The 26689-nt window shown below is 60.4% G+C and carries 23 protein-coding genes; 9 read left to right on the top strand and 14 right to left on the bottom strand.

From position 1 onward, the window contains the following. The first annotated feature begins 28 nt into the window (after window positions 1-28). The 4 genes from ACIPIN_RS17410 (at window position 29) to ACIPIN_RS17395 (ending at window position 5257) form a co-directional block, all read left to right on the top strand. Window positions 29-2620 (top strand): glycosyltransferase, encoded by a 2592-nt coding sequence (locus ACIPIN_RS17410; protein WP_401120486.1) that lies wholly within the window; start codon window positions 29-31, stop codon window positions 2618-2620. Window positions 2621-2819: 199 nt separating this feature from the next. Beyond that, window positions 2820-3971, top strand: a complete 1152-nt coding sequence (dapE, locus tag ACIPIN_RS17405; protein WP_401120484.1) for a succinyl-diaminopimelate desuccinylase — start codon at window positions 2820-2822, stop codon at window positions 3969-3971. Further along, the gene (locus ACIPIN_RS17400; RefSeq protein ID WP_401120483.1) at window positions 3971-4780 is read left to right on the top strand and encodes a putative RNA methyltransferase; all 810 of its coding nucleotides are present in this window, start codon (window positions 3971-3973) and stop codon (window positions 4778-4780) included. Before dapE ends, ACIPIN_RS17400 begins: the two co-directional genes overlap by 1 nt. A gap of 99 nt (window positions 4781-4879) precedes the next feature. Then, window positions 4880-5257, top strand: a complete 378-nt coding sequence (locus ACIPIN_RS17395; RefSeq protein WP_123428533.1) for a hypothetical protein — start codon at window positions 4880-4882, stop codon at window positions 5255-5257. Window positions 5258-5431: 174 nt separating this feature from the next. Here ACIPIN_RS17395 and ACIPIN_RS17390 read toward each other — a convergent pair whose 3' ends face one another. Next, window positions 5432-5641 carry a cold shock domain-containing protein gene (locus ACIPIN_RS17390; protein WP_054595898.1) on the bottom strand — a complete coding sequence of 70 codons (210 nt, stop codon included), beginning with the start codon at window positions 5639-5641 and terminating at the stop codon, window positions 5432-5434. 247 nt (window positions 5642-5888) lie between these two features. On the opposite strand from ACIPIN_RS17390, the gene plsB reads away from it, so the two are divergent. Together plsB and ACIPIN_RS17380 are read left to right on the top strand one after the other, a co-directional pair. After that, the gene (gene plsB / locus ACIPIN_RS17385; RefSeq protein ID WP_401120481.1) at window positions 5889-8393 is read left to right on the top strand and encodes a glycerol-3-phosphate 1-O-acyltransferase PlsB; all 2505 of its coding nucleotides are present in this window, start codon (window positions 5889-5891) and stop codon (window positions 8391-8393) included. Window positions 8394-8449: 56 nt separating this feature from the next. Continuing rightward, window positions 8450-9139, top strand: coding sequence for a DUF4197 domain-containing protein (locus ACIPIN_RS17380; protein WP_401120480.1), 690 nt, complete (start codon window positions 8450-8452; stop codon window positions 9137-9139). A gap of 95 nt (window positions 9140-9234) precedes the next feature. Here ACIPIN_RS17380 and ACIPIN_RS17375 read toward each other — a convergent pair whose 3' ends face one another. From ACIPIN_RS17375 to ACIPIN_RS17365, 3 genes are all read right to left on the bottom strand, one after another. Further along, complete coding sequence (locus ACIPIN_RS17375; protein WP_401120479.1) at window positions 9235-10578, bottom strand: Fic family protein; 1344 nt, start codon at window positions 10576-10578, stop codon at window positions 9235-9237. A gap of 184 nt (window positions 10579-10762) precedes the next feature. Continuing rightward, complete coding sequence (locus tag ACIPIN_RS17370; protein ID WP_401120478.1) at window positions 10763-13828, bottom strand: efflux RND transporter permease subunit; 3066 nt, start codon at window positions 13826-13828, stop codon at window positions 10763-10765. A 6-nt stretch (window positions 13829-13834) separates the two neighbouring features. Then, window positions 13835-14935, bottom strand: coding sequence for an efflux RND transporter periplasmic adaptor subunit (locus tag ACIPIN_RS17365; protein ID WP_401120477.1), 1101 nt, complete (start codon window positions 14933-14935; stop codon window positions 13835-13837). Window positions 14936-15028: 93 nt separating this feature from the next. Between ACIPIN_RS17365 and ACIPIN_RS17360 the strand changes: the two genes are divergently transcribed. Further along, window positions 15029-15673 carry a TetR/AcrR family transcriptional regulator gene (locus ACIPIN_RS17360; protein WP_401120476.1) on the top strand — a complete coding sequence of 215 codons (645 nt, stop codon included), beginning with the start codon at window positions 15029-15031 and terminating at the stop codon, window positions 15671-15673. A 134-nt stretch (window positions 15674-15807) separates the two neighbouring features. Here ACIPIN_RS17360 and ACIPIN_RS17355 read toward each other — a convergent pair whose 3' ends face one another. Next, a complete protein-coding gene (locus ACIPIN_RS17355; protein WP_054595890.1) occupies window positions 15808-16590 on the bottom strand; it encodes a class I SAM-dependent methyltransferase in 783 nt (260 codons plus the stop codon). 93 nt (window positions 16591-16683) lie between these two features. Between ACIPIN_RS17355 and ACIPIN_RS17350 the strand changes: the two genes are divergently transcribed. Then, the gene (locus ACIPIN_RS17350; RefSeq protein ID WP_401120474.1) at window positions 16684-17304 is read left to right on the top strand and encodes an energy transducer TonB; all 621 of its coding nucleotides are present in this window, start codon (window positions 16684-16686) and stop codon (window positions 17302-17304) included. Between the two features lie 4 nt (window positions 17305-17308). On the opposite strand, the gene ACIPIN_RS17345 is transcribed toward ACIPIN_RS17350, so the two are convergent. From ACIPIN_RS17345 to ppc, 7 genes are all read right to left on the bottom strand, one after another. Further along, on the bottom strand, window positions 17309-18007 hold the full coding sequence (locus ACIPIN_RS17345) for an extensin family protein (protein WP_401120473.1): 699 nt from the start codon (window positions 18005-18007) through the stop codon (window positions 17309-17311). 16 nt (window positions 18008-18023) lie between these two features. Continuing rightward, window positions 18024-18845 (bottom strand): oxaloacetate decarboxylase, encoded by an 822-nt coding sequence (locus ACIPIN_RS17340; RefSeq protein ID WP_401120471.1) that lies wholly within the window; start codon window positions 18843-18845, stop codon window positions 18024-18026. A gap of 33 nt (window positions 18846-18878) precedes the next feature. Further along, the gene (locus ACIPIN_RS17335; protein ID WP_401120469.1) at window positions 18879-19739 is read right to left on the bottom strand and encodes a DUF72 domain-containing protein; all 861 of its coding nucleotides are present in this window, start codon (window positions 19737-19739) and stop codon (window positions 18879-18881) included. Continuing rightward, window positions 19739-20047 carry a hypothetical protein gene (locus ACIPIN_RS17330; protein ID WP_401120467.1) on the bottom strand — a complete coding sequence of 103 codons (309 nt, stop codon included), beginning with the start codon at window positions 20045-20047 and terminating at the stop codon, window positions 19739-19741. Before ACIPIN_RS17330 ends, ACIPIN_RS17335 begins: the two co-directional genes overlap by 1 nt. 232 nt (window positions 20048-20279) lie before the next feature. After that, the gene (tsaB, locus tag ACIPIN_RS17325) at window positions 20280-20954 is read right to left on the bottom strand and encodes a tRNA (adenosine(37)-N6)-threonylcarbamoyltransferase complex dimerization subunit type 1 TsaB (RefSeq protein WP_123428562.1); all 675 of its coding nucleotides are present in this window, start codon (window positions 20952-20954) and stop codon (window positions 20280-20282) included. Window positions 20955-21047: 93 nt separating this feature from the next. Beyond that, entirely contained in the window at window positions 21048-21695 is a 648-nt protein-coding gene (adk, locus tag ACIPIN_RS17320) for an adenylate kinase (protein ID WP_401120465.1), read from the bottom strand. A gap of 289 nt (window positions 21696-21984) precedes the next feature. After that, window positions 21985-24615, bottom strand: coding sequence for a phosphoenolpyruvate carboxylase (gene ppc, locus ACIPIN_RS17315; RefSeq protein ID WP_401120463.1), 2631 nt, complete (start codon window positions 24613-24615; stop codon window positions 21985-21987). A gap of 194 nt (window positions 24616-24809) precedes the next feature. Between ppc and ACIPIN_RS17310 the strand changes: the two genes are divergently transcribed. Continuing rightward, window positions 24810-25154 (top strand): pilin assembly protein, encoded by a 345-nt coding sequence (locus ACIPIN_RS17310; RefSeq protein WP_123428567.1) that lies wholly within the window; start codon window positions 24810-24812, stop codon window positions 25152-25154. 210 nt (window positions 25155-25364) lie between these two features. Here the strand turns inward: ACIPIN_RS17310 and ACIPIN_RS17305 are convergent, their stop codons facing one another. Continuing rightward, window positions 25365-25691, bottom strand: a complete 327-nt coding sequence (locus ACIPIN_RS17305) for a hypothetical protein (RefSeq protein ID WP_401120461.1) — start codon at window positions 25689-25691, stop codon at window positions 25365-25367. Continuing rightward, the gene (locus ACIPIN_RS17300) at window positions 25688-26602 is read right to left on the bottom strand and encodes an alpha/beta hydrolase (protein ID WP_401120459.1); all 915 of its coding nucleotides are present in this window, start codon (window positions 26600-26602) and stop codon (window positions 25688-25690) included. Before ACIPIN_RS17300 ends, ACIPIN_RS17305 begins: the two co-directional genes overlap by 4 nt. Between the last annotated feature and the right edge of the window lie 87 nt (window positions 26603-26689).

Raw genomic sequence — 26689 nt, 5'->3', positions numbered from 1 at the left:
TCCACACCTTTTGGAACCCGAAATAGCTATGTCATCGCGTAAATTTGGACTCAATCTGGTGGTAGTGCTGGCGATTGCCGCGCTGTTCACCGGTTTCTGGGCGCTGATCAACCGCCCCGTCACGACCCCCAACTGGCCTGAGCAGATCTCCGGTTTTTCTTACTCGCCGTTCCAACAAGGCCAGTTCCCACAGAAAAACCAGTTCCCGTCCGACGATGAAATGCGTCGCGACCTGGAGATCATGAGCAAGCTGACCGACAACATTCGGACCTACTCCGTCGACGGTACGCTGGAGGACATCCCGAAACTGGCGGAAGAATTCGGCCTGCGCGTGACGCTCGGGATCTGGATCAGCCCGGACCTTGAGCGCAACGAGCGCGAGATCCAGCGCGCCATCGAGCTTGCCAACAGCTCGCGCAGCGTAGTGCGCGTGGTGGTCGGTAACGAAGCGATCTACCGTAAGGAAATCACTGCCGAACAATTGAGCGTGATCCTCGATCGCGTGCGCGCAGCCGTGAAAGTCCCGGTGACCACGTCTGAGCAGTGGCACGTCTGGGAAGAAAACCCGATGCTGGCCAAGCACGTCGACTTGATCGCGGCTCACATCCTGCCTTATTGGGAATTCATCCCGGTGGACGAGGCCGGTCAGTTTGTTCTGGACCGTGCCCGCGACCTGAAAAAGCTGTTCCCGAAAAAGCCGCTGCTGCTCTCCGAAGTGGGCTGGCCGAGCAACGGTCGTATGCGCGGTGGTGCTGATGCAACCCCGGCTGACCAGGCGATTTACCTGCGTACGCTGGTGAACAAGCTCAACCGCCAGGGCTTCAACTACTTCGTGATCGAAGCGTTTGACCAGCCATGGAAAGCCAGCGACGAAGGTTCGGTAGGCGCCTATTGGGGCGTGTTCAACGCTGCGCGTCAGCAGAAATTCAACTTCGAAGGCCCGGTCGTGGCGATCCCGCAATGGCGGGTACTGGCGGTCGGCTCCGTCGTCCTGGCGTTGTTGTCCCTGACCCTGCTGATGATCGACGGCTCGGCCCTGCGCCAGCGCGGTCGGACCTTCCTGACCTTCACCGCTTTCCTCGGCGGTTCGGTGCTGGTGTGGATCGGTTACGACTACAGCCAGCAATACAGCACCTGGTTCAGCCTGACGGTAGGCTTCCTGCTCGCCCTCGGCGCGCTCGGGGTGTTTATCGTCTTGCTGACCGAAGCCCACGAGTTGGCTGAGGCCGTCTGGACCCACAAACGCCGGCGTGAATTCCTGCCTGTGGTGGGTGATTCGGACTACCGCCCGAAAGTCTCGATCCATGTGCCGTGCTACAACGAGCCGCCGGAGATGGTCAAACAGACCCTCAACGCCCTGGCCAACCTCGATTATCCGGACTTCGAAGTCCTGATCATCGACAACAACACCAAGGACCCGGCGGTCTGGGAACCGGTGCAGGCCTATTGCGAAACCCTCGGCCCGCGCTTCAAGTTCTTCCACGTCGCGCCACTGGCCGGTTTCAAGGGCGGCGCGCTGAACTACCTGCTGCCGCACACCGCCAAGGATGCTGAAGTCATCGCCGTGATCGACTCTGACTACTGTGTCGATCCGAACTGGCTCAAGCACATGGTGCCGCACTTCGCCGATCCGAAAATCGCCATCGTGCAGTCGCCGCAGGATTATCGCGACCAGAACGAAAGTACCTTCAAGAAGCTCTGCTACGCCGAATACAAAGGCTTCTTCCACATCGGCATGGTGACCCGTAACGACCGTGACGCGATCATCCAGCACGGCACCATGACCATGACCCGCCGTTCGGTGCTCGAAGAGCTCGGCTGGGCTGACTGGTGCATCTGCGAAGACGCCGAGTTGGGTCTGCGGGTGTTCGAAAAAGGCCTGTCGGCGGCGTATTACCCCAACAGTTATGGCAAGGGCCTGATGCCCGATACCTTTATCGACTTCAAGAAACAGCGTTTCCGCTGGGCCTACGGAGCGATACAGATCATCAAGCGGCACACTGCCAGCCTGTTGCGTGGCAAGGACACCGAGCTGACCCGTGGCCAGCGTTACCACTTCCTCGCGGGCTGGTTGCCGTGGGTAGCGGACGGCATGAACATCTTCTTCACCGTCGGTGCCCTGCTCTGGTCGGCGGCGATGATCATCGTGCCGCAACGGGTCGATCCACCGCTGCTGATCTTTGCAATCCCGCCATTGGCGCTGTTCGTGTTCAAGGTGGGCAAGATCATCTTCCTCTACCGCCGTGCGGTCGGGGTCAATCTGAAGGACGCATTCTGCGCGGCACTTGCCGGGCTGGCGTTGTCTCACACCATCGCCAAAGCGGTGCTGTACGGCTTCTTCACCAGCAGCATTCCGTTTTTCCGCACCCCGAAAAATGCCGATAATCACGGTTTCTGGGTAGCGATTTCGGAAGCTCGCGAAGAGCTGTTCATCATGCTGCTGTTGTGGGGCGCGGCGCTGGGGATTTACCTGGTGCAAGGCATCCCGAGCAACGACATGCGTTTCTGGGTGACCATGTTGCTGGTGCAGTCGCTGCCGTATCTGGCCGCGCTGATCATGGCCTTCCTGTCTTCGCTGCCAAAACCTGCGCCTGCGACCGAGCCGGCACCGGCCGCTTAAATCTGCGCAAACCACTAAACGGCGGCCTCTGGCCGCCGTTTTGCTTTAAGATATCCGCCATTTTGCAGGGCTTGGCCCTAAAGGCCTGACCCAATACCTGTGGGAGCGAGCTTGCTCGCGATGGGGTTTGTCATACAAACCGTGTCATCGTTCATCGCGAGCAAGCTCGCTCCCACATTGACAGTCTCCGGAGCTTCCCATGACGGCCCACGCCGACCTTTCGCCGACCCTCCAACTCGCCATCGACCTGATCCGTCGTCCGTCCGTGACGCCGGTCGACGCCGATTGCCAGAAGCAGATGATGCAGCGCCTGGGCGATGCCGGTTTTGCGCTTGAGCCCATGCGCATCGAAGATGTGGATAACTTCTGGGCCACCCACGGCAAACACGAAGGCCCGGTGTTGTGCTTTGCCGGTCACACCGACGTGGTGCCGACAGGCCCGGTGGCGGCCTGGCAGATCGACCCGTTCGAAGCAGTGATCGACGAGCACGGCATGCTCTGCGGCCGTGGCGCGGCCGATATGAAAGGCAGCCTCGCAGCAATGACCGTGGCGGCCGAACGTTTTGTCGCCGACTACCCGGACCACAAGGGCAAGGTCGCGTTTCTGATCACCAGCGATGAAGAAGGCCCGGCGCATCACGGCACCAAGGCTGTGGTCGAGCGCCTTGTCGCACGTAAAGAGCGTCTGGACTGGTGCATCGTTGGCGAACCGTCGAGCACCACCCTGGTCGGTGACGTGGTCAAGAACGGCCGTCGCGGCTCCCTTGGCGCCAAGCTCACCGTGCGCGGTGTGCAAGGTCACGTGGCCTACCCGCATCTGGCAAAGAACCCGATCCACCTCGCCGCCCCGGCCCTGGCCGAACTGGCCGCCGAGCACTGGGATCACGGCAACGATTTCTTCCCGCCAACCAGTTTCCAGATTTCCAACGTCAATTCCGGTACCGGCGCGACCAACGTCATCCCCGGTGATCTGGTGGCGGTGTTCAACTTCCGTTTTTCCACCGAATCGACTGTCGAAGGCCTGCAACAACGAGTGGCCGATATCCTCGACAAGCATGGCCTGGACTGGCACGTGGACTGGGCGCTGTCCGGCCTGCCGTTCCTCACCGAGCCGGGCGCACTGCTCGATGCGGTGTCGGCAAGCATCAAGACCATCACCGGTCGCGAAACCAAGGCATCCACCAGCGGCGGCACTTCGGATGGACGCTTCATCGCGACCATGGGTACGCAAGTGGTCGAGCTTGGCCCGGTCAACGCGACGATCCACCAGGTCAACGAGCGGGTACTGGCCAGCGATCTCGACGTGCTGACCGAAATCTACTACCAGACCCTGATCAAGTTGCTCGCCTGATGCTCGTCTGCCCTATCTGCAGCGCGCCGCTGAACGCGGTCGACAACGGCGTGGCGTGCCCGGCCGGGCATCGCTTCGACCGCGCCCGTCAGGGTTACCTGAACCTGCTGCCGGTGCAGCACAAGAACAGCCGTGATCCCGGTGACAACCAGGCGATGGTCGAAGCCCGTCGCGACTTCTTGAATGCCGGGCATTACGCCCCGGTGGCCAAGCGTCTCGCCGAGTTGGCCGCCGAACGCGCGCCGCAGCGCTGGCTGGACATCGGTTGTGGCGAGGGTTACTACACCGCGCAAATCGCCGACGCCCTGCTGAATGCCGACGGTTACGCACTGGATATCTCCCGCGAAGCGGTGAAGCGCGCCTGCAAACGCAACCCGCAACTGACCTGGTTGATCGCCAGTATGGCCCGGGTGCCGTTGGCCGATGCCAGCTGCCAGTTCCTCGCCAGCGTGTTCAGTCCACTTGACTGGCAGGAAGCCAAACGCCTGCTCAGCCCTGGCGGTGGTTTGATGAAAGTGGGGCCGACCAGCGGTCATTTGATGGAGCTGCGTGAGCGTCTGTACGACGAGGTGCGTGAATACACCGATGACAAACACCTGGCGCTGGTGCCGGAAGGCATGACCCTGCAACACAGCGAAATCCTGGAATTCAAACTGAATCTGGTCAGCGGCCAGGACCGCGCCAACCTGCTGGCCATGACGCCGCACGGCTGGCGCGCCAGTGCTGAACGCCGGGCGGCCGTCATCGAACAGGCCGAGCCGTTCGAGGTCAGCGTGTCGATGCGCTACGATTATTTCGTTCTGCAGTAATTGTTTGAGAGCAACCCTTTAACTTTTGGTCTTGAGCAGTGGCTTGAGACCGGCTAAATCCGCAAATGGATTTTTCGAAACCCGCAGTGAGGAACATCCATGCGCCAACCCGATATCGAGATTTACCTGAAAGACGCCGACGTCGACTACAAGGCCATCGCCACTTGGCTCGGCGCAGCTCTGGGCCCTTGCACCGACTGGGTTCAGAAAGGTCAGACCTACAAGTGCAAGGCCGGCAATGTGCCCGTGACCTGGCTGCCAAAAGCCGTGGGCAAGTGGAACAGCCTGTACCTGGAAAGCGACCAGACGCCGTGGGACGACGACATCGCCTGCGCCCGCGCAGCCTTTGCCGCGCTGAACGTCGAAGTGCGCTGCGCGCCGGGGACCTGGGTCGAGGAAGAAGGTGAAGAATCGGCGGATCGCTGGATTCGCATCAGCGTCGACGGTGAAGAAGAGATCACCTGGAAAACCGTTTAAGAGCAGAACACCGAACCTGTGGGATGCTCCAAGTGGCATTCCCAAAGGAGATCCAGTGTGGGAGCGAGCTTGCTCGCGATAGCGGTGTAAGACGCGCAATAGATATCGCGTCGAGTGACGCCATCGCGAGCAAGCTCGCTCCCACAGTGGTTTTGAGTGATCTGAAGATCGGGTTTACAGACCCACCACATCCTCAGCCTGCAAACCTTTCTGCCCATCTACCACCGCGTACTCAACCTGCTGGCCTTCGGCCAACGAGCGGTGGCCTTCGCCACGGATCGCGCGGTAATGCACGAACACGTCTGCCCCGTCTTCACGCTGAATGAAGCCGTAGCCCTTGGCGTCGTTGAACCACTTCACGTTGCCGGTCTCGCGCGTTGCCATCAATCAATACCCCATCTTTTTATTATTGAGTCGGCCTGTGCATGAACAAGCCTTGAAAACGTTTGCCAGCGCTCGGTTTTCTGTAAGAAACAGCGCCGATAGTGGCAAACAGCTGGCCGAGTATATGACAGCTGCAAAAACTCTCAACTCAAGATTACTTCGGTGCTTTTTTGCCGATTTTCGACGAATCCGGCACACTACCGACCCCGAGCGCTTGCTCGGTTTTTTCAACTAAAGCAGAAGCCGTATGACCCGCTCCCCGTTCCGCCGTCTTGTGTTTGGCACCTTGCGCCGACTGCTGTACCTCTGGGTTCGCTCGGAGACGATCAACCAGTCGTCCTTTACCCTCAACCTCGACCGCAGTCGTCCGGTGTTCTACGTCCTGCAAAATCCTTCGCTAACCGAGTTGGCCGTGCTCGATACCGAATGCACCAAGGCCGGGCTGCCGCGCCCAGTGCTGCCGGTATCGGTGGGCAACCTGCTGGAGCCGGCGGCGTTCTTCTACCTGACGCCGGAGCCTGACTGGATTGGCCGCCAGGACAAGCGCGGCGCACCGCCGACCCTGACCCGACTGGTCAGCGCCCTGAGCCAGAATGCCGCCGAAGACGCGCAGATCATTCCCGTCAGTGTGTTCTGGGGCCAGTCGCCGGACAGCGAGTCGAGCCCGTGGAAATTGCTCTTCGCTGACAGCTGGGCGGTGACCGGACGCCTGCGCCGGCTGCTGAGCATCATGATTCTGGGGCGCAAGACCCGCGTGCAATTCTCCGCGCCGATCAACCTGCGCGAACTGATCGAGCACAACAAGGGCTTTGAGCTCACCGTGCGCATGGCCCAACGCATTTTGCGGGTGCACTTTCGCAACCTGAAAGCCGCGGTCATCGGCCCGGACATTTCCCACCGTCGCAACCTGGTCAAAGGCCTGCTGAATCAGCCGCAGGTCAAACAGGCGATCCTCGATGAAGCCGAACGCGAGAACATTTCACCCGAGAAAGCCAAGGCTCAGGCCCTGCGTTACGGCAACGAAATTGCCTCGGACTACACCTACACCGCGATCCGCTTTATGGAAGTGGTGCTGAGCTGGTTCTGGAACAAAATCTACGACGGGATCAAGGTCAACCACATCGAAGGCGTGCAGAAAGTCGCTCAGGGTCACGAAGTGATCTACGTGCCGTGCCACCGCAGCCATATCGACTACCTGTTGCTGTCTTATTTGCTGTTTCGCAACGGCCTGACCCCGCCGCACGTCGCCGCCGGGATCAACCTCAACATGCCGGTGATCGGCGGCCTGCTGCGCCGTGGCGGGGCGTTCTTCATGCGCCGGACCTTCAAGGGCAATCCGCTCTACACCTCGGTGTTCAACGAATACCTGCACACGCTGTTCACCAAGGGTTTTCCGGTGGAGTACTTCGTCGAGGGCGGCCGTTCGCGCACCGGGCGCATGCTGCAACCGAAAACCGGGATGCTGGCGATCACCCTGCGCAGCTTCCTGCGTTCGTCGCGGATGCCGATCGTCTTCATCCCGGTGTACATCGGTTACGAGCGGGTGCTGGAAGGCCGGACCTACCTCGGTGAGCTGCGTGGGGCGAGCAAGAAGAAAGAGTCGATCTTCGACATCTTCAAAGTCATCGGCGCGCTCAAGCAGCGCTTCGGCCAAGTGGCGGTGAACTTCGGCGAGCCGATCAAACTGGCGGAATTCCTCGACAGCGAACAACCGGATTGGCGCACCCAGGAGCTCGGCCCGCAGTTCAAACCAGCCTGGCTCAACGAAACCACCAACCGTCTCGGCGTGCGCGTGGCGCGGCACTTGAACGAAGCGGCGGCGATCAACCCGGTGAACCTGGTGGCGCTGGCCCTACTGTCCACCAGCCGTCTGGCGCTGGACGATCGCGCCATGGCGCGGGTGCTCGATCTGTATCTGGCGCTGTTGCGCCGTGTGCCTTACTCGCCGCACACCACGCTACCGGAAGGTGACGGCCGGGCGCTGATCGAACACGTCAAGGACATGGACTTGCTCTCCGAGCAAAGCGATGCGCTGGGCAAAATCCTTTATCTGGACGAGCAAAACGCCGTCCTGATGACCTACTACCGCAACAACGTGCTGCACATTTTCGCCTTGCCGGCACTGCTCGCGAGCTTCTTCCAGAGCGCGTCGCGCATGAGCCGCGAACAGATCCTGCGCTACACCCGTGCGCTGTATCCGTACCTGCAATCGGAGTTGTTCATCCGCTGGTCGATGGACGAACTGGATGCGGTGATCGATCAATGGCTCGAAGCCTTTGTCGAACAGGGCCTGCTGCGTTTCGAGAACAACGTGTACCTGCGCCCGGCACCAAGCTCCCGGCATTTTGTGCTGCTGACCTTGCTGTCCAAGAGCATCGCGCAGACCTTGCAGCGCTTCTACATGGCCATTTCCTTGCTGCTCAACAGCGGCCAGAACACCCTCAGCGCCGAAGAGCTGGAAGACCTGTGCACGGTCATGGCCCAGCGCCTGTCGATTCTGCATGGCCTGAACGCTCCGGAATTCTTCGACAAGAGCCTGTTCCGCCATTTCATCCAGACCCTGCTGAACCTCGACGTCTTGCGTCGCGACGAAGCCGGCAAGCTGAGCCATCACGAACTGCTCGGCGAACTGGCCGAGGGCGCGGCCAAGCGCGTGTTGCCGGCGGAAATTCGTTTGTCGATCCGTCAGGTGGCGCTGCATCGCAGTGAAGATGCGGCGGATCAACCCGTGCCTGCGCTGCAGGTCGACTAAATTGCTCAAGACCGTCTGCGGTCCGCTAATTACATTTTTTGCACAAGGAAACTGCCATGCTCCGCCCTACCCTTCGCTTTGCCGGCCTGTGCGCAGGCCTGCTGATCTCCGCCAACGCGCTGGCCCTGTCTCTGGGCAGCCTTTCCCAGGGAGAGGCCTCGGGCGGCCTCAAGGACGCGCTGGCCCAGGGGGCCGTAGCGGCCGTCACCACGCTCGGCAAACCGGGCGGTTTCAGCAACAACCCTGAAGTGAAGATCGAACTGCCAGGCAATCTGGGCAAGGTCGCCAGCAAGATGAAACAGTTCGGCATGGGGGCCCAGGTCGATCAACTGGAAACCAGTATGAACAAGGCGGCAGAGGCGGCCATGCCGCAGGCTCAGGCCCTGCTGGTGGATGCGGTGAAAAAGATGACCGTGACCGATGCCAAGGGCATCCTCACCGGCGGCAAGGATTCGGCCACCCAGTACCTGAACAAGACCAGCCGCGAACAAATCCGCGCCAAGTTCCTCCCGATCGTCAAACAAGCCACCGACCAGGTAGGCCTGGCCAAGCAGTACAACTCGTTCGCCGGGCAGGCGGCAACCTTCGGCGTGCTTGATGCCAAGACTGCCAACGTTGAAGGCTACGTGACGGAAAAGGCCCTGGACGGCCTGTTCAAGATGATCGCCCAGAAGGAAGAAGGCATCCGCGCCAACCCGGCGGCAGCGGCGACCAGCCTGGCGAAGAAAGTCTTCGGCTTGCTCTAAAATACTGTTCCCGTAGGAGCAAAGCTTGCTCGCGATGGCTTCAACTCGGTCAATCAGTCAGACCGAGGTGGCTATATCGCGAGCAAGCTTTGCTCCTACAGGTCTGCACTCTGGGATCGTAAAAAGAACACCCACTCGCGTCCCATCTTTTTCTTCTCGAACAGCTTCAACTCGACCAAACCGTTCAAGGTCGTGGCAGCCGTGTTGTAGGAGCAGTTCAGGTTGTCCTTCACATTGACCGCGGTGAACTCCTTGGCCATGCCGCTCTTGGCGATCTGAAACAGCGTGCGCTGCTTCTCGGTCAACTGCTTGAAAAGCCCGGATTCCTCCAGCCAACGATCAAAACCTTCGGCATAAACCAGGCTCTTTTGATAAGCCGCCGTGAACCCGGTCACGGCACGCAGAATCACCGAACACTGGTAATCAACGAAATATGTCAGGTCCAGTCCGTCATTCTCGGTATGCACATAAGACCGACCGTACTTCACCGGCGCATTGCGCAGCAGAATGCTGATCGCGATGTAGCGAAATGCCGAGTAGTCATTCTTGAACATGAACCAGTAAAACAACGCCCGCGCCACCCGGCCATTGCCATCGCGAAACGGATGCTCGTAGCCCAGGGCAAAATGCAGGGCGATGGCTTTGATCAACGGGTGCACATAATCAACGCGCAGAGGGTCGTCGTGGGGCTGGTTGATCCAGGTCGCCAGTCCATTGAGCCGAGCGCTGATGCCCTCGGCTGGCGGTGGTGTATGAACGGTATGGCCTTCGCCATCCTGCACCACCACCTGATCATTGCTGCGAAAAAGTCCCGGCGAATACAGCGAGTCATCAATGCCTTCGACGCCGACGCGATGAAGCTGCTGGATCAATTCGACACTCAATGGCTCGTGACGTTTTTCCCAGGCAAAGATCATCATTTTGTAGTTACCGATGACCATCCGCTCATCCGGAGTACGCGGCAGGCGATTGCGCTTGAGCATGTCCTTGGCCACCAGCGTGGTGGTCGCTGCGCCCTCAAGCTGGCTGCTGCTGATGGCTTCGTCTTCGATCAGGTCATTAAGCAAATAACTGAAGTGCGCCGTCTCACCGATATGATGAGTCATGTATTCCAACACGGCGGTCGTTGCCTGACGATCAACCGTCGAGAGGGTTTTCTGTGCCAGCGGTGTAAGAATGAACTGACCCCATTGGCTCGGCTCGCCTAGCGGCAACAAGCGCACGTACTGCGCCACACGAGCCTTTTTCACCAAGGCCCAGCACAAGTTCGTATCAAGACCTGGCGGCCAGCGAAAACGCAGATCGTCGAACGGCAGATAGCGCCCCTGATCGTCCAGCGGCTTGAGCAGTGCCAGATAGTCGACCAGCTTTTCCTTGTGAGGCGATTGCCCGAGCATGTCGAAAAGATCAGGGCTTATGGGCGGAGGAGCTTTTATCATCGCTGTCTCAAAAACTCGTGAAACTGAGTCAGGAGTACAGCACATAAACAGCCCTGTCTCAATATTTCAAAAAATTGAGACAGCCGTAGGAGCTGCCGAAGGCTGCGATCTGTTGATCTTCAAACATCAAAAGATCGCAGCCTTCGGCAGCTCCTACGGTTCCGGGGTCAATACAGTTCCGGGATCAGACCGGTTCTTTCTTGACCCTGAACCACGCCGCATACAACGCCGGCAGGAACAGCAAGGTCAGCGCCGTCGCGACGATCAGCCCGCCCATGATCGCCACCGCCATCGGCCCGAAGAACACGCTGCGCGACAGTGGAATCATCGCCAGCACGGCGGCCAGTGCGGTCAGCACAATAGGCCGGAAACGCCGCACCGTGGCTTCGATGATCGCTTGCCAGGGTTTGAGCCCGGCGCGGATGTCCTGTTCGATCTGGTCCACCAGGATCACCGAGTTACGCATGATCATCCCCGACAGCGCGATGGTCCCGAGCATGGCCACGAAACCGAACGGCTGACGGAACACCATCAGGAACAAGGTGACGCCGATCAATCCCAACGGCGCGGTCAGAAACACCATAGCAATGCGTGAGAAACTGCGCAGTTGCAGCATCAGCAAGGTCAGTACGACGACAATGAACAACGGCACGCCGGCATTCACCGAGTCCTGGCCACGGGTCGAGTCTTCCACCGTGCCGCCGACGTCCAGCAAGTAGCCGTCAGGCAGTTCGGCGCGAATCGGCGCAAGCGTCGGAAGGATCTGCTGGACCAGGGTCGCCGGTTGCTCCTTGCCATAGATATCGGCGCGAATCGTCACGTTCGGCAAGCGGTTGCGGTGCCAGATGATGCCTTCTTCAAAGCCATACTCCAGGGTCGCCACCTGCGACAGTGCAACGCTTCTACCGTTGTCGGTCGGCACCGCCAGACTCGACAGCAACGACAGTTCGGTGCGTTCGTGCAAGGTGCCGCGCAAGAGGATCTCGATCAACTGGTTGTCTTCACGGTACTGGCTGACGCTGGAGCCTGTCAGCGAGCTTTGCAAAAACTTCGACAGGTTTGCCGTGCTCACGCCCAAGGCCCGCGCGCGGTCCTGATCGACGTTCAGGTACACGACCTTGCTTGGCTCTTCCCAGTCCAGGTGCACATTGACCACATGTGGGTTCTCACGCACCTTGGCCGCGACTTTACGTGCCAGGGCACGGACCTCTTCAATGTGTTCACCGGTCACCCGGAACTGCACCGGATACCCCACTGGTGGACCGTTTTCCAGACGCGTGACCCGCGAGCGCAAGGCCGGAAACTGCTCGTTGAGGGTTTCGATCAGCCAGCTGCGCAGGCTTTCACGCTCCTCGATGGTTTTCGCCAGGACCACAAATTGCGCGAAGCTCGCCGCCGGCAATTGCTGGTCCAGCGGCAGGTAGAAACGCGGCGAACCGGTGCCAACGTAGGCAACATAGTTGTCGATGCCCGCGTGCTCCTTGAGCATCGCTTCCAGCCGTTTGACCTCCTCGTTGGTATTGCTCAACGAGGCGCCTTCGGCCAGTTTCAGATCGACCATCAGTTCCAGTCGCCCGGAGGCGGGGAAGAACTGCTGCGGCACAAAACGGAACAGCACCACCGAGGCCACGAACAGTACGATGGTCAGCGCAATGACAGTTTTGCGCCTGCGCACGCACCACTCCACCAGACGCCGCACGCGCTGATAGAACGGCGTACCGTAAGGGTCAGGCTGACCAGCACCGTGTTTGGCGGCGTGAATTTTCGCCAGATCCGGCAGCAGCTTTTCACCCAGATAAGGCACAAACACCACGGCTGCAACCCATGAAGCCAGCAACGCGATGGTCACGACCTGGAAGATCGAGCGAGTGTATTCGCCGGTACCGGATTGCGCGGTGGCAATCGGCAGGAAGCCGGCCGCGGTGATCAACGTACCGGTGAGCATCGGGAACGCGGTGCTGGTCCAGGCAAAGCTGGCAGCCTTGAGCCGGTCATAGCCCTGCTCCATTTTGATCGCCATCATTTCCACGGCGATGATCGCGTCGTCCACCAGCAATCCCAAGGCCAGCACCAAGGCGCCAAGAGAGATTTTGTGCAGACCGATTCCGAGGTAATACATGCAGGCAAACGTCATCGCCAGCACCAGCGGGATCGCCAACGCGACCACCATGCCGGTGCGCACACCGAGGGAGAAAAAGCTCACCAGCAAGACAATCGCCAGCGCTTCTACCAACACCTGGACGAACTCGCCGACGCTGGTTTTCACTGCTGCGGGCTGGTCGGAGACCTTGCGCAGTTGCATGCCGGCCGGCAGGTTGTTCTGGATACGCTCGAACTCCTGTTCCAGCGCTTTACCGAGCACCAGAATGTCGCCGCCATCCTTCATCGCCACGGCAAGACCGATAGCGTCCTCGCCCATGAAGCGCATGCGCGGCGCCGGTGGATCGTTGAAACCACGACGCACGTCAGCCACATCGGCGATTCGGAAGGTCCGGTCGCCGACGCGGATCGGAAAATTCCTGATCTCGTCTACGGTCTGGAAATTGCCCGTCACCCGTAGCTGCAAACGCTCACTGGTGGTTTCGAAGAACCCGGCGTTGGACACCGCGTTCTGCTCTTCCAGCGCTTGCTGCACAGCGACTAACGGCAAGCCCAGGGTGGCGAGTTTAACGTTGGAGAGCTCAATCCAGATCTTCTCGTCCTGGAGCCCGAGCAAGTCGACCTTGCCCACATCCTTGACCCGCTGCAGCTGGATCTGGACGCGGTCGGCGTAGTCCTTGAGTACCGCGTAGTCGAAACCTTCACCCGTCAGCGCGTAGATATTGCCGAAGGTGGTGCCGAATTCATCGTTGAAGAACGGTCCCTGGATACCCGGTGGCAAGGTCTGGCGGATGTCGCTGATCTTCTTGCGCACCTGATACCAGAGTTCGGGGATCTGCGCCGAATGCATCGAGTCCCGGGCCATGAAAGTCACCTGGGATTCGCCTGGGCGAGAGAACGAGACAATCCGCTCGTACTCGCCGGTTTCCATCAGCTTCTTTTCGATACGCTCGGTGACCTGCCGCGAGACCTCCTGAGCCGTTGCACCCGGCCAATTGGTCTTGATCACCATGGCCTTGAAGGTGAACGGCGGGTCTTCGCTCTGGCCCAGTTTGGTGTAGGACAACGTGCCGACGACCGCCAGCAAAATCATCAGGAACAGTACGATCTGGCGGTTATGCAGCGCCCATTCGGAAAGGTTGAAACGCATCGGGAATTACTCCTTGACCGCCAGATTGACCACGCGGTTGGAGCGATCCACCGGCCGCACTTGCTGGCCCTCGTGGAGCACGTGAACACCGGCCGCCACCACCCAGTCGCTGGGACTCAGGCCTTCAAGCACCGGAACGGTTTTCTCACCGAATGCGCCTACGCGAACCGAGGCTTTTTTCAGGGTGTTGTTGGCGCCTACGACCCAGACGTACGTCGCACCGTTTTCTGCGGTGAGCGCCGAGAGCGGCACCGACAGCGGCACCACGTCAGCGGTTTGAATGAATACCCGGGCGCTCTGGCCAAGCTCGGCCGGAACCTTGCCCGCGGTAAAGGTGATGCGTGCGGCAAAGGTGCGCGACTTCGGATCGGCGGCCGGCGACAGTTCGCGAATGCTGCCGGCGAATCGCTGACCTTGCTGGGTCCACAGTTCAACGGTGACGGGCTGGCCGATCTTGAATCGGCCGAAGCTTTGCTCCGGCAGGCTGATCAACACTTCGCGCTCGCCGTCGGTGGCCAGGGTGAAGACCGTTTGCCCGGCAGCCACCACTTGCCCGACTTCCACGGAGCGCTTGGCCACGACGCCGTCTCGCGGGGCACGCAGCACGGCGTAGCTGGCCTGGTTGCTGGCAACGTCGAACTCGGCCTTGATCTGCTTGAGCCGCGCTTCACCAGAGCGGTAGAGGTTTTCAGAATTGTCGTACTGCGAGCGGCTGACCATCTGACGTTCCATCAGGGTCTTGTAGCGATCACGCTCGGCACGCACCAGATTCAGGTTGGCCTCGGCGGCGGCAACCTGAGCGCGAGTTGCTTCCAGTTGCAGGCGTACGTCCTGAGGATCGAGCTCTGCCAGCGGCTGATTCGCCTTGACCCGTTCACCTTCCTCGACCAGTCGTCGGCTGACTTTGCCGCCGATACGGAAGGCCAGGTCTGGCTCGTAACGCGCGCGAACTTCGCCGGGATAACTGTCCATCGCCTGCGCCGAAGGCTCTGGCTGAACCACCATGGCCGGCCGCACGGTAACTTGCGCCGGCTCTTCGTGACCGCATGCAGACAACAAAAACGCCAGACTGACCGGCAAGGCGAGGGGCAAGGCATAGCGGAACATGGTGAACGACCTTTAGCTAATGGTGCCTGGAATAATTATACTGACCAGTATGTTATTAATAGCAAACTCACCAGTCCAGTATTAAAGCGAAGAATGTCCAACAATCTTTCTGCACCCAACGGCCCCGGCCGCCCGAAGGATCTCGCCAAGCGCGGGGCGATTCTTGAGGCGGCAAAACGTCTTTTTCTGAGCAATGGTTACGCGAGCACCAGCATGGATGCGGTGGCGGCTGAAGCCGGTGTGTCGAAGCTGACCGTTTACAGTCACTTCAACGACAAGGAGACGCTGTTCTCCGCCGCCGTGGTGGCCAAATGCGAAGCGCAATTGCCCACGCTGCTCTTCGAACTGCCCGACGGCATGCCGGTCGAGAACGTGCTGCTGAACATCGCCCGGGGCTTTCATCTGCTGATCAACAGCGATGAATCGGTGAACCTGCATCGCCTGATCATGACGCTGGGGAGTCAGGACCCGAAACTCTCGCTGATCTTCTTCGAAGCAGGTCCCCAGCGGATGTTGCAGGGCATGGAACGCTTGCTGACGAAGATCGATCAGATCGGCGCCTTGAGCATCGACAAGCCGCACAATGCCGCCGAGCACTTCTTCTGCCTGCTTAAAGGCGCGGCGAACTTTCGCTTGCTCTACGGATGCGGCGAACCCTTGACCGGCGATGCGGCCGAGGCTCATGTGCAAGAAGTGGTGGGGTTGTTTATGCGGGCGTATCGGCCGCAAACCCTCTGAGACATATTTAGCGTCTGGGCTGACGCTATCGCGAGCAAGCTCGCTCCCACAGGGTTTTCGGTTGGTCACAGGATTTGTGGTCAGCACCGATCCATTGTGGGAGCGAGCTTGCTCGCGATGGAGGCGACGCGGTCTTAAGGCTTGAGCGCTTTCTTGGGGTAGATGTCGTAACGGCTGGACTTGCCATCCAGCGCATGGCTCGGCTTCGGCCCTTCGATGCACGGTGCCTTGCGCGGGCGTTTGACCACCACCCGGTGGCTGGCCAGGGCGAGTGCAGCTTGAAGCAGTGCCGGCGCGTCCGGGTCATCGCCTACCAACGGGCGAAACAGGCGCATTTCCTTCTTCACCAACGCAGTTTTTTCACGGTGCGGGAACATCGGGTCGAGGTAGATCACCTGCGGCGGTTCACCTTCCCAATTGCGCATCAACTCGATCGAGTTGCCCTTGAGCAACGTCATCCGCGCAACAATCGGTGCCACCTCAAAATCTTCCGCCGCGCGGGCCAGACCATCCTCCAGCAATGCACCAATCAACGGCTGACGCTCGATCAGGCTCATTTCGCAGCCCAGGCTTGCCAGTACGAAACCATCCTTGCCCAGTCCTGCCGTGGCATCGAGCACCTTCGGCCGCACACCTTGAGCGACACCAACAGCCTTGGCGATCATCTGACCGCTGCCGCCGCCATATAACCGGCGATGGGCCGCGCCCCCTTCGACGAAGTCCACCCGCACCGGTCCCGGCGCGTCCGGGCCGAGCTGTTGCAACTGCAAACCGTGCTCACCCACTTGCAGTGCAAACTCGGCATCGTCCAGCAACAACGGCAGGTTCAATCGCTCGGCCCAGTGCTCGGCGCGAGCCTGAAACGCCTCGGCCAGGGCCTGGACTTTGATGCGGCTGGCCGCGGGTTGCTCACTCATCAGAAAACACACTCAAAAAATTAATGATCGGCAAAAACGGCCGATAACAAAACTATCGAGCATTTTGCCAGAGCTGAGCGTCGACCGAGAGAAATGTCAGACATTCAACGCACATCAGTAGGCTACATTTCGCGTCACGGCGATTATGGCCTGCGTAATTCCCAAGCACTGAGCGGCGTCAGTCACCTGTGGCAGGATTTTTTTGCCCAGGCGCTGGCCGATCATTTGGGCGATGCTGCACCCGCTCCTGGCAGTTACAAACCCGTTGCTGTCGATGGCTCCGTCGAACCGACCGCTGGCGCTGAGCTGCTCGAACACATCGTCACGCAGCGCGCCTGTGACGTGAAGGACACCGAGGTCCGCCCGCCGGAGCCGCTGTTCCTGCCGATAGCCGAGTTCGAAATGGACCTGGCCGACAAACCGGCTCCGCCGTTCCCACCAGAAGAAATCGTCGCGCAACAGAAACAACAAGACTTTGAAAGCGCTTGGGTCCGCCCGATCGTCCTGGCTGCCGGTCAGCCACTGCCTGCACCAGGCCCGGCACCGCAACCGCGTCCATTGCACCTGCCGATTGCCGAGTTCGAACTCGATCTGCTGGACAAGCCGGCAACCCCCTACCCGCACGCAGAGCTGGTCGAGCAACAGAAACAATTCAATTTCGATACCGGCTGGGCTCGCCCGATCGTCCTGCAAAACCTGCGCATCGCCGCTTAAAACTTCAGCGACAAACCCACCACGGCCCGACATCCAGATGAAAATGGTTGCGATGGGCGGCGTTGTAGTCCGGGCTCAACACCACGCTGAACATGTCACACGCGCTATCACGAACCTTGCTCAGAAAGCGTGCATCGTCGTTGTCCTTCGGCCAGTCCCGCAGCACGCTGATACTGCGCCCGTCCGCCAGGCGAAAGCCGGCGATATCCAGTGCATCGGCCGTCGCATGCTGACTGCGCGAACCGTTTTCGCGGTTGTACATATTGCGGCAGGCAAAACTGCCGAGATGATCGACCCGCGCCACCGCCTGCCCATAAGTGGCCTGTGCGGCCGGCTGCAAGGCGTGCCGCTCGAACAGCACAAAGGCCACCGCCAACGGACAACTGGCGAGGAAGCTGCTGCTCAGCGCCACCTCGCCGCCTTGCACGCGCAAGGTGTTGTGCAACGGGCAATCAATGTCCGGGTTGCTGTCGGCCTGGCGAGTGAACTTCAACCCGGCACCGCTGAGCACCTGGTCGCAGAGTTGCGGGTTATCGCGCAGCCTCATCAATTTGAAGCGTGTCAGCAGGTTCGGCGTGGCCCGGACATCCAGCGGCGCCCAAGGGTTCCAGGCCGCTGGCAACGGCAGCCAGCCGCGCCAGACACCCACCAGCAACCCGCCCAGCACCAGCATCACCACCCACAGCACTTTCAGAAACCGCACGACAACTCCCTGTGAGTCAGCCTTTGAACATTTGATTGATCTGCCCGAACGGCAGCGCGCGGTCGGCGAAGTCGAAGGTTCCTTGCTCCTGAATTTCCTGCGCCGCCTGATAAAACGCTCCGTAGGCGGCACGGGCCATGGCCGAGCCGACGCTGATCCGTTTGACGCCCATTTCACTGAGCTGCGCCACGCTCAGCTTGAGGCCACCGGACATCAACACATTGACCGGTTTCGGCGCCACCGCACGGACCACCGCCAGTATCTCTTCAGCGCTGCGCAGGCCCGGCGCATAAAGCACATCGGCGCCCGCCTCGGCAAAGGCCTGCAAACGGCGAATGGTGTCGGCCAGATCCGGATTGCCGTGCAGGTAATTCTCGGCACGTGCGGTCAGGGTGAACGGAAACGGCAAACTGCGCGCTACCGCGACGGCCGCTTCAATCCGCGCGACGGCGTGTTCAAAGCAATAGATCGGAGCGTCTTCGCGGCCGGTGGCGTCTTCGATCGAGCCACCTACCGCACCGGCAGTGGCGGCGCGCAGCAGGCTCTCGGCGGACTCCTGCGGGCTGTCGGCGAAGCCGTTTTCCAGATCAACCGCCACCGGCAGATCGGTCGCAGCGACAATTGCCCGAACGTTGATCAGCGTCTCTTCGAGCTTCACCGCGCCGTCCGGGCGGCCCAGCGAAAAAGCATAACCGGCACTGGTGGTCGCCAGCGCCTGGTAACCCAGACTGGCGAGCATTTTTGCCGAACCTGCGTCCCATGGATTGGGAATCACAAAAGCTCCCGCACCTTCGTGCAAGGCCTTGAACGCTTGGGCTTTAAGGGTTTGCGCATCCATTGGCTCACTCCTGTAGAAGGGAAAAACCCGTCGTCAGAGCAACCCAAGCTGCTCGGCGGCGGGCTCTCTGTATAGCTCAGGCAGGGCCGGCAAGCCAGGCAAACGCGTTATCAACCGAGTATGAAAGCGCTGCGCCAGGGCGGCGGCCAGCAGGTTGTCGGCGGTGTGCAGGAAGATGTAAGGCGTACGGCCCTCTTCGATCCATTGGGCGATTTTCTCGACCCACGGCGACAAGAACGAATCGTTGGCTTCAAGCACCGGATGGCCGATGAAGCGCACTTGCGGGAACTGGGTGAAGGCCGCCGGACGCGGTGGCACCTTGGGCTTTTTCGCTTGCGCATGGAGCACCGAGGGCTCGCTCGACGTGCAACTGAACAGCGCCCGTGGATCAAGGCAAATGCGCTCCACGCCGCGATCCAGCAACAGGCGATTGAGCCTGCGTTCGGCATCGCCTTTGGCGAAGAAATCCCGATGCCGCACTTCAACGGCCAAGGGCCGCTGTAGCCCATCGATGAACCCGGCCAGCTCGGCCAACCGTTGCGGGGTAAACGCTGTCGACAGCTGCAACCAGAGCGGTGAAACCCGTTCGCCGAGCGGGCTGAGCAATTGCACGAAGGTTTCGGCGGCGCTCAGTTGCTCGCGCAGGTCACCGCCGTGGCTGATGTCGCCGGGGAATTTGGCGGTAAAGCGAAAGTGTTCCGGCATCGTCTGCGCCCAGCGCTCTACCGTCGCCTGCGCAGGACGCGCGTAGAACGTGGTGTTGCCTTCAACGGCGTTGAACACCTGCGAGTACAGACCGAGAAATTCGTTGGGACGGGCGTTTTGCGGATACAGGTACTCGCGCCAGGCGTTTTCGCTCCAGGACGGGCAACCGAGGTAGTAAGGCAGCCGCATCAGATGTGCAGGTCGAGACCCAGCACTTCCATATCCCAATCGACGAAAGCAGCGGTGCTCAGGTAGCTGGCCAGGGCCATTGCCACGCTTTTGCTCATGGCGCGGTGGTAGATCATGTCCTGCTGACGGGCGGGAAGATTGCTCAGACGTTGCGCAGAAGCCTTGGCGGCGCGGGCAGCCAGTTGCTCTTCAGAAGGAATCTCCAGCTCGCCATCGATATCCTCAAGGGACTCGTCCACCGACACATTGCCTTTGCGAGGCTTGCGCTTGATGGGGTAGGACTGAGAGGGAAAGCCGTCTATGCGCATAAGTACATGCTCGTTATCGATGATGGCAATTTAGCGGCACTTACCCGTGTTCGCAAACTCCCAAGTGATAACTAGAGCACATAAACCGGAAAAGGTTTAAAGGCGCGGTGTAGAAACTGACGATTGGCAGCGTTGCGCAGATCGCATTCGCGAGCAAGCCCGCTCCCACAAGGGCGCCATCGTACCTGTGGGAGCGGGCTTGCTCGCGAATGGGACAACCCGGTATCGCGGCCTAACGGGCTTTTGGGGTCGCCACTTTGTCGCGCAGGTAAACCGGCTGTGCATCGTCCGCCGGGATGCCTTCGCCGCGTTCCCAGGCGAAACGGGCCAGGGTCAGCAAGTCTTCGGCGTGAGGCAACATGCCAGCATCCTGACCGGTCAGCTTAACCGCGATTCGCTCGCCATAGCCCCAACCGGTGCCCGCGCCGAACCAGTCGCCCGTAGCATCTGCCGGCAGTGCTGCAACTTCCGGCGGCAACACCGCTTCAGCCCCCACCAGACGCATTTCGCCGGCAGTTTCGCGGTAGCAACCCCAATAGACTTCATCCATCCGCGCATCGATGGCCGCCGCGACCTGGCGTGCACCGTGCTCACGCAATGCGCGCTGCGCCAGCACCGCGAGGTTGGACACCGGCAACACCGGACGCTCCAGGGCAAACGCCAGGCCCTGAACCACACCAATGGCTATTCGTACGCCGGTAAACGCCCCCGGACCGCGACCAAAGGCAATCGCGTCGACAGCTTGCAAGGTGGTACCCGCATCAGCCAGCAATTGCTGGATCATCGGCAGCAACTTCTGCGCATGCAGGCGCGGGATCACCTCGTAATGGCTCGTGACCTTGCCGTCATGCAGCAAGGCAACGGAGCAAGCTTCAGTCGCGGTGTCCAGGGCCAGCAAGGTGCTCATCGATGTTTCCGTCAGAGAGGTAGATAAAAGTGCGCCAGTATAAACAACAACGGCCCGCAAGCGGGCCGTTGAACGTAAAGCAAATCAGCTTTCTCAGCTCAGCGCTTCAAGCACCTTGCCGGTGATCGCTTCAACCGAACCAACGCCTGCGATGTGGCTGTACTTCGGCTTGCCAAGAGCTGCCGACAGCTGCTGGTAGAAATTCACCAGTGGCTTGGTCTGGGAATGGTAGACCGACAGACGATGACGCACGGTTTCTTCAGTGTCGTCTTTACGCTGCACCAGCGCTTCGCCAGTGATGTCGTCCTTGCCCGCGAGTTTCGGCGGGTTGTAGACGGTGTGGTAAACGCGGCCGCTGGCTTCGTGTACACGACGACCGGCGATACGTTGAACGATTTCTTCGTCATCGACGGCGATTTCAACCACGTAATCCAGCTCGACACCAGCCTTCACCAGCGCTTCGGCCTGGGGAATGGTGCGCGGGAAGCCGTCAAACAGGAAACCGTTGGCGCAATCAGCCTGGCTGATGCGTTCCTTGACCAGATTGATGATCAGGTCATCGGATACCAGACCGCCGCTGTCCATGACGCTCTTGGCGATCAGGCCCAGTTCGGTGCCAGCCTTGACCGCAGCACGTAGCATGTCGCCGGTGGAGATCTGTGGAATAGCGAATTTTTCAGTGATGAACTTAGCCTGAGTACCTTTACCGGCCCCGGGAGCTCCCAGCAGAATGACGCGCATCGATGTGCTCCTCAATTTTTTATTAATAAACGATCGGATTCGCCGCATGGGGCCAATCTTAAAAATAGGGTCGTGGGCCGCCCAAACGGCCAAAGGCTGATCAAGATACACAGCAGGCCCTGACCACACAAGCCGCCGAAAGTCGGAGGAACCCGCGCCTGTTACGCCCTGGCGACAAGGTGATCCAAGTCGCAACCCCATAACAAAGTGTCGCCAGACAACCGCGACCGGCCTCTGAGGACCGGTCGCTTGTCGCAGTAAAGCTGCCTGCGATACCCCGCAAAAGACCTTAGCCGGTATTTCGCAAACCGGCGGCAATCCCCGCCACAGACACCAGCAAGGCCTGTTCCACCGGGCTGCCCTGTGCCACTTCCTGCTGTCGCGAGCGGGCCAACAGTTCGGCCTGCAATAGATGTAGCGGGTCAAGGTAGGTGTTACGCAAACGAATGAACTCCAGGGTGTCAGGGCTATGGGCCAGTAGCTGCGACTGACCGGTCAGGCCAAGGACTACCGAACACGCCTGCGACAATAGGTCGCGTAAATGCACACCCAAAGGTAACAAATCAGGCGTAACCAATCGCTCATCGTAGGATTGCGCGATGTCCGCGTCGGCCTTGGCCAGCACCATCTCCAGCATGTCGATACGCGTGCGGAAGAACGGCCATTGCTCCCGCATCTGCCCCAGCAACTCACCCTCACCACGCGCCAAGGCGTTGCTCAACGCCGCTTCCCAGCCGAGCCAGGCCGGCAGCATCAAACGGGTTTGGGTCCAGCCGAAGATCCACGGAATCGCCCGCAGGCTTTCGATCCCGCCGGCACGACGCTTGGCCGGACGGCTGCCCAGCGGCAAGCGTCCCAGTTCCTGCTCGGGAGTGGATTGACGGAAATACTCGACGAACTGTGGATTCTCCCGCACCACCGCGCGATAAGCGCTGACGCCATCAGCCGCCAATTCGTCCATCAAGCCGCGCCACGCGGGTTCCGGCGGCGGAGGCGGCAATAACGTTGCTTCCAGCACCGCAGCCAGGTACAGGTTGAGGTTTTGCTCGGCGATGTCCGGCAGACCGAATTTGAACCGAATCATTTCCCCCTGCTCGGTAGTGCGGAAACGTCCGGCCACCGACCCCGGTGGCTGCGACAGAATCGCCGCATGCGCCGGGCCGCCGCCACGGCCCACGGTGCCACCGCGACCATGGAACAACAGCAGTTCGACTTGCTGCTCGCGGCAGATATCCACCAAGCGCTCCTGTGCCCGATACTGAGCCCAGGCCGCCGCCGTGGTGCCGGCATCCTTGGCCGAGTCGGAATAACCGATCATCACTTCCTGCGGGCCCTGCAACCGTGAACGGTAACCCGGCAGCAGCAACAGTTTCTCGATCACCGGCCCAGCGTTGTCCAGGTCGGCGAGGGTTTCGAACAGCGGCACTACGCGCATCGGCCGCAGCACGCCGGCTTCTTTAAGCAGCAGCTGCACGGCGAGCACGTCCGAAGCGGCGCCGGCCATGGAGATCACATAAGAGCCCAGCGACGCCCCCGGCGCTGCGGCAATCTCGCGACAGGTCGCCAGGACTTCGGCGGTATCGGCCGAGGGTTTGAAATACGCCGGCAACAGCGGACGACGATTGTTCAACTCGCCCATCAGGAAGCGAATACGCGCTTCCTCGTCCCAGTCTTCGTAGCGACCGAGGCCCAGATAATCGGTGATTTCAGTCATCGCCGCCGAATGCCGCGACGAGTCCTGACGCACATCCAGCCGCACCAGGAACAGGCCGAAGGTCACCGCCCGACGCAGGCAATCGAGCAGCGGGCCGTCAGCGATCACGCCCATGCCGCATTCATGCAGCGACTGATAGCAAAGCTCCAGCGGATCAAGCAGCTCGCGGTTGTTTTGCAACACATCAACCGATGCTGGCGTGGTCGCCGTCAAGGACGCCTGCGCCCAGTTGCGAGTCGCACGCAGGCGTTCGCGCAGTTGTTTGAGCACCGCGCGGTAGGGCTCGGCGCTATCCCCGGCCTTGGCTTGCAACGCAGCGCTGGCCTGCTGCATCGACAAGTCGGCAGCCAGATGATCGACATCGCGCAGGTAAAGGTCGGCCGCCATCCAGCGAGCCAGCAGCAAGACTTCACGGGTAACCGCAGCGGTCACGTTCGGGTTGCCGTCACGGTCGCCGCCCATCCACGAGGCGAAGCGAATCGGCGCCGCCTCCAGCGGCAAACGCAGACCGGTAGCGGCGTGCAAGGCCTGGTCGGCCTTGCGCAGGTAGTTGGGAATCGCCTGCCACAGCGAATGCTCGATTACCGCAAAGCCCCACTTGGCTTCATCGACCGGCGTTGGTCGGGTGCGGCGGATTTCTTCGGTGTGCCAGGCTTCGGCGATCAATCGTTGCAGGCGCTGCTGGATCTGCTCGCGTTCGGCGCTGGTCAGGTCGCGGTGATCCTGCGCCGCCAGTTGCGCGGCGATGGCGTCGTACTTCTGGATCAAGGTCCGGCGGGCGACTTCAGTCGGGTGCGCGGTGAGCACCAGTTCGATCTCCAGCCGCCCCAGTTGCCGCGCCAGCGCGTCGCTGCCATGCCCTTCAGCACGCAGACGGGCAAGCAGCTCGGGCAGCACCCGCGCCTCGAACGGCGCTGGCTGGGACTCTTCGCGGCGATGAATCAGCTGATATTGCTCGGCGATGTTCGCCAGGTTGAGGAACTGGTTGAACGCCCGCGCCACCGGCAGCAGTTCGTCTTCGCTCAACTGATTGAGGCTGGCACGCAGTTCAGCGTCCGTCGAACCACGTCGGTCAGCCTTGGCACCTTTGCGGATCAACTCGATCTTGTCGAGAAAGCCATCCCCGTACTGTTCACGAATAGTGTTGCCTAACAACTCACCCAACAGGTGAACATCCTCGCGCAAGCGTGCATCGATATCAGTCATCAGCAGTTCTCCAGCGAATGGCAGTCGACTTCAAGAGTGCCGCCCGCAGCGGCTTCTTACAAGCAGTCGACGAATCGACTTTAAACCTTGAAGGTAAAGGCTAGTCTCAAAGGTAAGCCGTACAAAGGCTTGCCACCGGCCACGGCCGGACACTCATCACATCCTGCCACGAGCAGGTGCTTATTGAGGTCATTATGAAAATCCGTGAGCTAGCCCAACATTGGGAAGAAACCGCCAAAGGCCGTTTGACCAAGACCGGCTACACCATTCACCTGGACGTCGAAGCCGCGGCGCGGCTGGCGGCGATTACCGAGATGTACCCCAAACGCCACCCCGAAGAACTGCTGGGCGAACTGATCGGAGCGGCGCTGGAAGAGCTCGAAGCGAGCTTCCCTTACGTCAAGGGACAGCACGTGGTTGCCACTGACGAGGAAGGTGACCCGCTCTACGAAGACGTCGGCCCGACACCGCGTTTTCTCGAGTTATCACGGCGCCACTTGCATGATTTATCGGCCCAGAGCGGCAAGCAAAAACATTGAGACAGCCTGTAACGTAAAAGCCCCACCTGATCTGATCAGACGGGGCTTTTGCTTTTTTGGAAATCAACGGATCGCAGCCTTCGGCAGCTCCTACGGGGGATCGGCTTTTGCATTTTGAACATCAACCGATCGCAACGGGACTTGTGTAGGAGCTGCCGCAGGCTGCGATCTTTGGGGCCGGTATGATCAGATCGCAGCCTTCGGCAGTGTTTATTGTTCGAGCTGCGGCGTTTCCTGACCCATGCAGCGCACGGCTTTTTTCTGAGCGTTGACCAGCACACCGGTCAGGCCTTTCTGTTCAGTGTCGAACAGCACCAGCACCCCATCTATGCATTGTGCGACTTGCGGGGCCGGGTCCAAGGAAACTTTGTAGTCTTCGCCCGGTACGGTCTTGAGCATGGTGAAGTCGTTGAGCAGCAGCGCATCTTCCGGTTTGGCGAAGTGCAGGTAACCGTAGAACCACAGGGCCCCGACGGTGCCGAGGATGCTGCAGATACCGGTGATGATCAGCGGGATGGCGTTACGTTCTTCACTCATTGCGGACTCTCTGGGGGTTCAACTTCTGAATTCTGGGGTGCAGGGTAATTGGGCGTTTCGCCCAGGCGGCGCAGACCGTTGAAATGCTGCGGGTCATCGAGAAAGCGCAGCATGACGGTGCGCCAGGTCGGGACGCCGAAAGTCTGCACGTGCCCGCCTCGGGTCAGTTGCAGGACCCTGGGCGGGGGCGCAGCTTGATACAGTCGGATGCCATTGGAAAGAGGCACTAGCGGATCGTCGATGCTCTGGTAGATCAGTTTCGGCACGCCATTGAGCTGTGGCATGGCGTTGATCGCGCTGTCGGCGTCCGGTACCAGCCAGGACAACGGCACCTGAAACGGCCAGGTCATCCACGACGTACTCAGCGCGTACCGCCCGACATCCCGGTAACTGGCCGGCACGCCGTCGAGGACCAGCGCCTTGAGCTGACGCTGACGTTCGGGGTGTTCAACCAGATAATGTACGGCCAGCGCACCGCCAAGGCTCTGGCCAAGGACGATCAACGGTTTGCCCTGAACCTCAGGCGCCTGGTCCAGCCATTTGAATGCAGCGTCGATGTCCTGATAGATCGCCGGCAGGCTGGGTTTACCCTGCGACAGGCCATAACCGCGATAGTCCACCAGCAGCACCTGATAACCCTGCTTCGGCAGCCACCAAGTGGCGCCCAGATGTCCGGCGAGATTTCCGCCATTGCCGTGCAAATACAGCACCGTGCCCTTGACCGCCACGCCTTTCTTGGCCGGCAGCCACCAGCCGTTGAGTTTCAGGCCATCGGCGGTGGTCAGGGTGATGTCGCGGTACTCAAGCCCGGCTTTCTCCGGGGTAAACGGCAGACCGGGATCGGGGAAGAACAGCAAGGAGCTGCAACCGCCGAGGGTCAGGAGAAGGCAAAACATGCCGAGGATTCTCATCCGTTGAAACCCCCGCAAAAAAGATGGGAGCGGCTCCCCCCTGTAGGAGCAAGGCTTGCCCGCGATGGAGACACCGCGTGTCTTCAG

This window comes from Pseudomonas sp. NPDC087697 (assembly GCF_044743155.1).
Lineage (GTDB): Bacteria > Pseudomonadota > Gammaproteobacteria > Pseudomonadales > Pseudomonadaceae > Aquipseudomonas.
The sequence above is the reverse complement of the archived record's forward strand: the minus strand, read 5'-3'. Positions and strand labels throughout refer to the sequence as shown.

Coding starts and splice junctions, on each gene's coding strand:
- ACIPIN_RS17300 (WP_401120459.1), bottom strand. CDS start 26,602: ATGAGAATCCTCGGCATGTTTTGCCTTCTCCTGACCCTCGGCGGTTGC.
- ACIPIN_RS17310 (WP_123428567.1), top strand. CDS start 24,810: ATGAAAATCCGTGAGCTAGCCCAACATTGGGAAGAAACCGCCAAAGGC.
- dapE (WP_401120484.1), top strand. CDS start 2,820: ATGACGGCCCACGCCGACCTTTCGCCGACCCTCCAACTCGCCATCGAC.
- ACIPIN_RS17370 (WP_401120478.1), bottom strand. CDS start 13,828: ATGCGTTTCAACCTTTCCGAATGGGCGCTGCATAACCGCCAGATCGTA.
- ACIPIN_RS17340 (WP_401120471.1), bottom strand. CDS start 18,845: ATGGATGCGCAAACCCTTAAAGCCCAAGCGTTCAAGGCCTTGCACGAA.
- ACIPIN_RS17400 (WP_401120483.1), top strand. CDS start 3,971: ATGCTCGTCTGCCCTATCTGCAGCGCGCCGCTGAACGCGGTCGACAAC.
- plsB (WP_401120481.1), top strand. CDS start 5,889: ATGACCCGCTCCCCGTTCCGCCGTCTTGTGTTTGGCACCTTGCGCCGA.
- ACIPIN_RS17335 (WP_401120469.1), bottom strand. CDS start 19,739: ATGCGGCTGCCTTACTACCTCGGTTGCCCGTCCTGGAGCGAAAACGCC.
- ACIPIN_RS17390 (WP_054595898.1), bottom strand. CDS start 5,641: ATGGCAACGCGCGAGACCGGCAACGTGAAGTGGTTCAACGACGCCAAG.
- tsaB (WP_123428562.1), bottom strand. CDS start 20,954: ATGAGCACCTTGCTGGCCCTGGACACCGCGACTGAAGCTTGCTCCGTT.
- ACIPIN_RS17360 (WP_401120476.1), top strand. CDS start 15,029: ATGTCCAACAATCTTTCTGCACCCAACGGCCCCGGCCGCCCGAAGGAT.
- ACIPIN_RS17410 (WP_401120486.1), top strand. CDS start 29: ATGTCATCGCGTAAATTTGGACTCAATCTGGTGGTAGTGCTGGCGATT.
- ACIPIN_RS17365 (WP_401120477.1), bottom strand. CDS start 14,935: ATGTTCCGCTATGCCTTGCCCCTCGCCTTGCCGGTCAGTCTGGCGTTT.
- ACIPIN_RS17355 (WP_054595890.1), bottom strand. CDS start 16,590: ATGAGTGAGCAACCCGCGGCCAGCCGCATCAAAGTCCAGGCCCTGGCC.
- ACIPIN_RS17380 (WP_401120480.1), top strand. CDS start 8,450: ATGCTCCGCCCTACCCTTCGCTTTGCCGGCCTGTGCGCAGGCCTGCTG.
- ppc (WP_401120463.1), bottom strand. CDS start 24,615: ATGACTGATATCGATGCACGCTTGCGCGAGGATGTTCACCTGTTGGGT.
- ACIPIN_RS17375 (WP_401120479.1), bottom strand. CDS start 10,578: ATGATAAAAGCTCCTCCGCCCATAAGCCCTGATCTTTTCGACATGCTC.
- adk (WP_401120465.1), bottom strand. CDS start 21,695: ATGCGCGTCATTCTGCTGGGAGCTCCCGGGGCCGGTAAAGGTACTCAG.
- ACIPIN_RS17305 (WP_401120461.1), bottom strand. CDS start 25,691: ATGAGTGAAGAACGTAACGCCATCCCGCTGATCATCACCGGTATCTGC.
- ACIPIN_RS17330 (WP_401120467.1), bottom strand. CDS start 20,047: ATGCGCATAGACGGCTTTCCCTCTCAGTCCTACCCCATCAAGCGCAAG.
- ACIPIN_RS17395 (WP_123428533.1), top strand. CDS start 4,880: ATGCGCCAACCCGATATCGAGATTTACCTGAAAGACGCCGACGTCGAC.
- ACIPIN_RS17350 (WP_401120474.1), top strand. CDS start 16,684: ATGTCAGACATTCAACGCACATCAGTAGGCTACATTTCGCGTCACGGC.